Source organism: Flavobacterium sp. (assembly GCF_027484205.1).
Taxonomy (GTDB): domain Bacteria; phylum Bacteroidota; class Bacteroidia; order Flavobacteriales; family Flavobacteriaceae; genus Flavobacterium.
The window spans coordinates 23682-31680 of sequence record NZ_JAIXUB010000017.1 but is presented as its reverse complement, the minus strand read 5'-3'; the positions used below and the strand labels follow the sequence as shown (position 1 = coordinate 31680).

At 27.6% G+C, this 7999-nt stretch carries 5 protein-coding genes; 3 read left to right on the top strand and 2 right to left on the bottom strand.

The window, feature by feature from the left end; translation table 11 throughout:
- Positions 1–39: 39 nt before the first annotated feature.
- Positions 40–1716: a helix-turn-helix domain-containing protein gene (locus tag Q0049_RS08895; protein WP_298118902.1), complete on the top strand. Its 1677-nt coding sequence runs from the start codon at positions 40–42 to the stop codon at positions 1714–1716.
- A 7-nt stretch (positions 1717–1723) separates the two neighbouring features.
- Here Q0049_RS08895 and Q0049_RS08890 read toward each other — a convergent pair whose 3' ends face one another.
- On the bottom strand, positions 1724–1951 hold the full coding sequence (locus tag Q0049_RS08890) for a hypothetical protein (protein ID WP_298118900.1): 228 nt from the start codon (positions 1949–1951) through the stop codon (positions 1724–1726).
- Between the two features lie 302 nt (positions 1952–2253).
- Here Q0049_RS08890 and Q0049_RS08885 point away from each other — a divergent pair, with 302 nt between their 5' ends.
- Positions 2254–5799, top strand: a complete 3546-nt coding sequence (locus Q0049_RS08885) for a T9SS type A sorting domain-containing protein (RefSeq protein ID WP_298118898.1) — start codon at positions 2254–2256, stop codon at positions 5797–5799.
- Positions 5800–5901: 102 nt separating this feature from the next.
- Complete coding sequence (locus tag Q0049_RS08880) at positions 5902–7581, top strand: AraC family transcriptional regulator (RefSeq protein WP_298118897.1); 1680 nt, start codon at positions 5902–5904, stop codon at positions 7579–7581.
- A gap of 1 nt (position 7582) precedes the next feature.
- Here Q0049_RS08880 and Q0049_RS08875 read toward each other — a convergent pair whose 3' ends face one another.
- Positions 7583–7816: a hypothetical protein gene (locus Q0049_RS08875; protein WP_298118895.1), complete on the bottom strand. Its 234-nt coding sequence runs from the start codon at positions 7814–7816 to the stop codon at positions 7583–7585.
- Positions 7817–7999: the final 183 nt, after the last annotated feature.

The following is a 7999-nucleotide window of genomic DNA, read 5'->3' as shown; positions in this document are numbered from 1 at the left end:
TCCATTCTTTTTTCTACTTTTACAAAAAAATAGAAAAGCATGTATAGAATTAAGGTTTCAATTATTATATTTTTTATTTCATTTTTAACCTTCTCGCAAACTCAAAAAGAAATTGAGTTTTATAAAAGCAAATTCTTCATCTACCCAACAATAGGCACGGATAGTGCTATGTATTATACTAATAAGGTTTTTTATTCAAAAAGACCTATCGATTTAGCTTTTGCTAATGCTGCAAAATGGCAACTACTTTTTGTAACCAATCAGAAATACAATGAAAAAGAGTTTACTGATAAAATTGATTTTTATGTAAAAAAAGTTCCTGTTAAAAAAGAATTTTTGTTTGAATTGGCTAATATTTATAATATTAAATCACACACGTATAGATTAAAAGGCGATAATAGTAAATGCTATGAAAATTTAATTATTGCTCAAAAATATGCTGAAAAAAATGGTGATTTTAAACAAAATATTAAAATTAAAAGTAATTTAAGTTCAATAAAAGGAGCTTTAGGGATGCATGATAAAGCAATTCATGAAATTAAGAATTTAATAAAACTGATTGATAAAAATAATGTCAACAATGATGATTATCTTACAGATTGGAAAAATAGAAACACAATTAATTTAAGTACCTTTTACATAGATAAATATAATGAAACTCAAAGTAAAGTATATTTAGATTCTGCTTCAGTTTATCTAAATAAAATGCAAAATGCAGAAATAAGTGATAGTTATTTAGCTTTAGTTTATGCAAAACTTGGAATTATTAATAATGAATTAAAAAAATATGATTTAGCAAATCAATACTATAGAAATAGTATAAAAATTTACTCAAAACTTAATTTTTATAGCGAAATAGAAGTAAATACTTTTAATTTAGGCTTAAATCTTTATCAAAATAAAAAATATTTAGAGGCAAAGAAAAATTTTAAAGCAATTATTACAAATAAAAAAGATACAATTGTAAATACAAATTATCTTTTTTCGCATAAATATTTGGCTAATATTTATACACTTGAGCGAAACGACTCTGCAACTTACTATATAGATAGATTCACTGAATTGTACTCAAAACAAACCGACCTTGAAAGGGAAGCATTGGCAAAAACGTATAGTAAAATAGAGAATAAAGATTTAAATGAAGAATTTGAAAGTTTAAAAAAGAGGAATAGTAAATCTCAATTTGTATATATCATTGTTATTTTGATTTTGTTGTTTTCAACATTTATTTCACTGATTATTTATTATAAAAATAAAAAGAATGCTGAGTCTAAATACCAACAATTACTAATAGACGTTAACGAAAAAAAGATAGTGAATAATCAAAAAATAGTTGTTCCTATTAAAGTAAATAATGATAATGAGAAAAAGATAATTGAAGGATTATTGAAGTTAGAGAATGACCGTTTCTTCTTAAGAAGCGATTTTAATTTACATACAGCAGCAAAAAAAATAGGTTCTAATACAACTTATCTCACTTCAGTCATTAAAAGTTACAAAAAAATGTCTTTTAATGATTATACCAATGATCTTAGAATTAATTATATTTTAAATGAATTAATTGAAAACAAAAAGCTCCAAAATTATACAATTCAATCTTTAGCAGAAGTTGTTGGATATAAAAATGGAGCTTCTTTTAGTAAAATTTTCAAGCAAAAGACAGGACTAAGTCCATTTCAATTCATAGAAAAATTAAAAAAAACGGAAAAAAGTTAATATATACTTAGAAACAGGTAAAAGTACTTGGGTGAGGAATCGAACCTTTTGAAACTTTACAATTGTACCAATTAGTCCATTCTATAGATTGGCAATGTGCTGGCTCATATCCACATCCGTCATCATTACCGCCTTGAGGTGGATTGTTATTGCCTCCACCATTACATGTAACACATGTTCGACCTGCAGAAATAGTTTTTAATTCTTCTTTACTCAATTTTTTAAATTCTTTCATAATAGTTGTTTTTATGATTAATAATTGTAAAATTATATAAATTATTTACGTTAAAGTCTATTTATGAATCTTGCAAAGCTTAAATGAGGCAAGTCCTTTTAATAATCTAATAATCAATTAGTTAATCTAATTTTTTATAATGATTATTTTAAAATTGTCATCTGCTATTTTAAAATTGTCATTTGGTTCATTTTTTTTTCTCACTCAATCATAAAACATTTGCTAAAGATTTCTTGCAAGAGTCAAATGTCTAAAATCTCAAATGACAAAAAAAATGAGTAAAATTTTAAAAGACTTATAAAATGAAAAAATGTATTTTATTTATAGTAATGCTATTATCTATAAAAAGTTTTAGTCAGAATTTGCAAAACAATAATTGGATATTAAGCAATAGTGTTCCAGGTGTTAATTTTGGAAGCACAAGTATTTCAACATTCCCATTTCCTCAGATTCCATCTTCTCCGCCGTTAGTAAATCTTCCATTTTATCTTGAAGGTTCAGCAACATTGTCAGATCAGAATGGGAATTTGCTTTTGTTTTCAGATGGAGTAAGATTATGGAGAAATAATCAGGGAGCAATGGCAACTCTGATTACTTCAAATCTTTTAGGTGACGGATCAAGTACCCAAAATGTAATTTTTATCCCTAAGCCAGGTAACCCAAATATATATTATGTGGTTACAATTAACGGTTTAACTAGTCAGAAAAAAGGTCTGTATTATTCTGAAGTTGATTTGTCTTCAAATTCAATTGTATCACCTATAAATAGACCTCTGTCAACAGGAACATTTTTTGATAATAATTTTAATCAGATAAATTCGTTAACAATCAATCAATCATTTCTTAATGATTCTCAATCAATAACTTCAACTAAACATAGTAATGGAAAAGATTATTGGTTAGTGGCACATGTTCAAAATGCTGTAAGAGGAATTTTATTATCTTTTAAAGTAACATGTAATGGGATACTCAATAATACAGCAGATGTAGCACAAGAGTTTACTCTTCCAGATCCAGGAAATAACTTAGCACACTCTTTAAAAATATCGCCAAATGGAAGTAGGATAGCATTTAATACACAAAATGGAATTTATTATGGTGGATTTAACAATACGACAGGTGCTATTAATCTTAATAATAATTTAAACTCTACCAATAGTTCTTTTAATTATGGATATGGTTTAGAATTTTCCCCTAATTCAGATGTGTTGTTTTATTCAGATGGTAATGGAGTGGTTGCAAGAAACTTAGTTACTAATAGTTTTACTAATGTTGTTGTTAATACTCAAGAACCTGGAATACAATTAGCTAGAGATGGAAGAATATATATATCAGATGGATTTTTAACAGTAGTAAATTCACCAAATACTATTAATGATTTACAAGTTACTACCTCTTCAATTATTTCTTCGGCAATTGGTTTACCACAATGGGTTCATTGGCAGCAAAATTCTACTCCAAATATTATTGCGCAAAATGATGTTTTAAATGTTAACTCTTGTGTAGCATCTTCAATATCTGTTTTACAAAATAATTCAAATGGAACAGATTTATTTAATAGTAATCCATTAACTAATTTAGCTGGAAATTGTACTCTTTCAATAGTTGGAGCTCTTACTCCAATACCATTATCGGGTTCAATTACTTTAAATACAACAAATGGGCTTCTAACTGTGGCAGCAGGAACTTCACCGGGAACTTATAAATTAAAATATAAATTATGTACTTTAGGAGCTTGCCCTAATTGTAGTAATGATGCAGAAGTTACAATTAATGTTTCTTCTTCTCAAAATAATGTTCCTACATTTACTTTGCCATCATCAATTTGTGTTGGTAGTGCTGCACCAGTTTTACCAACAACTTCGACAAACGGAATAACTGGAACATGGTCGCCAGCAGTCGTTAGTAATACTACAACTGGGACTTATACTTTTACTCCAACTGCGGGTTTATGCGCGAACACTTTCGTTGTAACTATTACTGTTACTCCAAAAGTTACACCCACATTTAGTTTTGTAACTTCAATTTGTAGTGGAAGTGTGGCACCAATTTTACCTACAACCTCAATAAATGGAATAACTGGAACATGGTCGCCTGCAATAGTTAGTAATACAACCACTGGTAACTATACTTTTACACCTACAACTGGTTTATGTGCCAATGCTGTAATCAAAACAATAACAGTTACACCAAAAGCAACACCTACTTTTACATTGCCATCATCAATTTGTGTAGGAAGTACCTCGCCAATTTTACCTACAACTTCGACAAATGGAATAACAGGAACATGGTCGCCTATAACAGTTAGTAATACTACAACTGGTAATTATACTTTTACACCAACTGCTGGTTTGTGTGCTAATATAGTTGTTAAAACTATTACTGTTACACCAAAAATTACACCTACATTTAGTTTTGCTACTTCTATTTGTAGTGGAAGTGTAGCGCCAATTTTACCTACAACTTCAACAAACGGAATAACAGGAACATGGTCGCCTACAACAGTTAGTAATACAACTTCTGGTAATTATACTTTTACACCAACTGCTGGTTTATGTGCCAATGTTGTAGTTAAAACTGTTACAGTTAATCCGTCAATCACTTCAACGTTTAATATTGTTAATAGTATTTGTTTTGGATCCAATCCGCCAATTTTACCAACAACTTCTGTAAATGGAATATCAGGAACATGGAGTCCTTCTACTGTCAGTAATACTGCAACTGGAACTTATACTTTTACCCCAAGTTCAATTAAATGTGGCGCATTATATATCAAAACGATAACTGTAAATTCTGTTACACCTACATTTAGCTTTGCAACTTCAATTTGTAGCGGAAGTGTAGCGCCAGTTTTACCAACAACTTCTACAAATGGAATAACCGGAACATGGTCGCCTGCAATAGTTAGCAATACTACAACAGGAACTTATACCTTTACTCCTAATGTTGGTCAATGTGCGGTAACTGTAACAAAAACAATAACAGTAAATGCAAATGTAGTTCCTGTTTTTAGTATTAACACTTTAATTTGTAATGGATGTACAGCGCCTATTCTTCCATTAACTTCTAATAATGGAATAACTGGAACTTGGAATCCATCTGTTGTAAATAATAGTGTTTCTGCTACATATACTTTTACACCTAATGCGGGACAATGTGCTACTACAACTTCAATAAATATAACTATCGCAGCATCATTACCAACGCAAAATTGTTTTGGTTTTGATCCAGTAAATCCAGAAGATGTTACTAATGAAGGAACTTTAAATTATGGCTACATTGGTTCTCCTTATGGAACTCCAATCTCTTCTGTTGGATTAACATTTACTTGGCATTTCAGGTTGTTAAATGGAACATTATTAACTTTTAATGAGCAAAATCCAATATTTAGACAGCGATGTCCTTATGATCCAAATAATCTAGAGAATGGTCTTTATCCAAATAGTAGTCCTGTTATGAGTTTCGCGCTGATTGTTTCTAATGGATTACAAACAAGAACTTATAGATCAATCGTCTCTGGATATCCAATTCCAGGAATTTCGGGAGCAAATACTCCAACATGTTTTATTCATCCAGATTGTTTATTAGGAACATCATTTAAATCAGATAGCGATACAATTAATGAAATTAAAGTGTATCCAAATCCAACAAATTCTATTTTAAAATTTGAAGGTAAAGATTTGAATAATTATAAAGTTTCAATTTATAATAATAATGGATATGAAATAATTAAAGATTCTAAAATTAATGAAACGATTAGTATAGAGAATCAGCAAAATGGAGTCTATTTATATAAAATTACAGATGAAAATGGTTTTGAGCAAACAGGCAAAATAATTAAAGAGTAACTATTTTTCACATTTAAAAAGAAGGCTGTCTATTTTATAGGCAGCTTTTCGTTATTCATATTAATTCATTCTTTTTTCTATTTTTACAAAAAAAAGAAGATTATGAATAGAATTAAGGTTTCAATTATTATATTTTTTATTTCATTTTTAACCTTCTCGCAAACGCAAAAAGAAATTGAATTCTATAAAAGTAAATTCTTTATATACACAACCATAGGTGCCGACAGTGCTATGTATTATACCAATAAGGTTTTTTACTCAAAAAGACCTATTGATTTAGCTTTTGCTAATGCTGCAAAATGGCATTTGCTTTTTGTAACCAATCAGAAATACAATGAAAAAGAGTTTATTGATAAAATTGATTTTTATTTAAAAAAAATTCCTGTTAGAAAGGAGTTTTTGTTTGAATTGGCTAATATTTACAATATTAAATCGCATACTTATAGATTAAAAAGCGATAATACTAAATGCTATAACAATTTAATGATAGCTCAAAAAATTGCGGAACAAAATGGCGATTTTAAACAGATTGTTAAAATTAAAAGTAATTTAAGTTCAATAAAAGGTGCTTTAGGAATGCATGATAAAGCAATTTCTGAAATTAAGAATTTAATAAGATTGATCGATGAAAAGAATACCAACAATGATGCATATCTTACTGATTGGAAAAACCGAAACACAATTAATTTAAGTACTTTCTATATAGATAAATATAATATAAGCAAAAGAAAAGTATATTTAGATTCTGCTTCAATTTATTTAAATAAAATGCGAAGTACGAAAATAAACGAAAATTATTTAGCTTTAGTTTATGCAAAACTTGGAATTATTAATAATGAATTAAAACAATATGATCTAGCTACTAGATATTATAAAAATAGCATCAAAATTTATTCTAAACTTAATTTTTATACTGAAATTGAAGTAAATACTTATAATTTAGGATTAAATCTTTATAGGCATAAAAAGTATGATGAAGCAAAGAAGAATTTTAAAGCAATTATTATAAATAAAATAGACACACTTGTAAATATGCATTATCTTTTTTCACATAAATATTTAGCCAATATTTATACCCTTGAAAAAAATGATTCAGCAACCTATTATATAGACAGATTTACAGAATTGTATGGTAAAAAAACAATTCTTGAAAGAGAAGGATTGGCAAAAACTTATAGCGAAATTGAAAAGAAAGATTTAAATGAAGAGGTTCAAACGTTAAAAAGTAAGAACAATCAATACAATAAATCTCAAATTCTATATCTCGTTATTATTTCTGTTTTAGTTTTTTTTACATTTATTTTATTAACTATTTATTATAGAAATAAAAGAATTGCAGAATCTAATTACCAACAATTATTAATAAATTTAAATGAAAAGAAGATAGCTAATAATGAAAAAACAGTTGTTCCTATTAAAGTAAATGATGATAATGAAAAGAAAATAATTGATGGATTATTGAAGTTAGAAAAAGAACGCTTTTTTTTAAGAAGTGATTTCAATTTACACACTGCAGCAAAAAGAATAGGTTCTAATACGACTTACTTGACTTCTGTAATAAAAAGTTATAAAAAAATGACGTTTAATGATTATACTAATGAACTTAGAATTAACTATATTTTAAACGAATTGATTGAAAATAAAAAACTCCAAAATTATACCATTCAATCTTTAGCAGAAGTTGTTGGTTATAAAAGTGGAGTTTCCTTTAGTAAAATTTTTAAACAAAAGACAGGATTAAGTCCATATCTATTTATTGAAAAATTAAAGAAAGATAAATGATTTATATACAAGTTGGTTCTGGTCCAGCTAAGTAATTACGATTCAAACATTCCTTCCAAGCAATCCAAGCATTTGATGCGCAAATAGGAGGTTCAGCACCACATACTTTTTCCCAAGAAACACCTCCTTGCGGAGGATTAGAATTACCGCTGCCTCCATTATTACATGAAACACAATCTTTACCAGCAGTAATAGTTTTTAATTCTTCTTTACTCAATTTTTTAAATTCTTTCATAAATAAATATTTTTATAATTTATAATTGTAAAAATATAGTAATTAGTAATGTTAATGATGTTTTTGGAATTTCTCAAAACAGAATCCTTTTTATAAAAAATAATCAATTGATTTTTAGTACTTTATATTTTTTTTAACTGTCAATTATTTTAAAATAATTGACAACTATTTTAAAATTCAAAG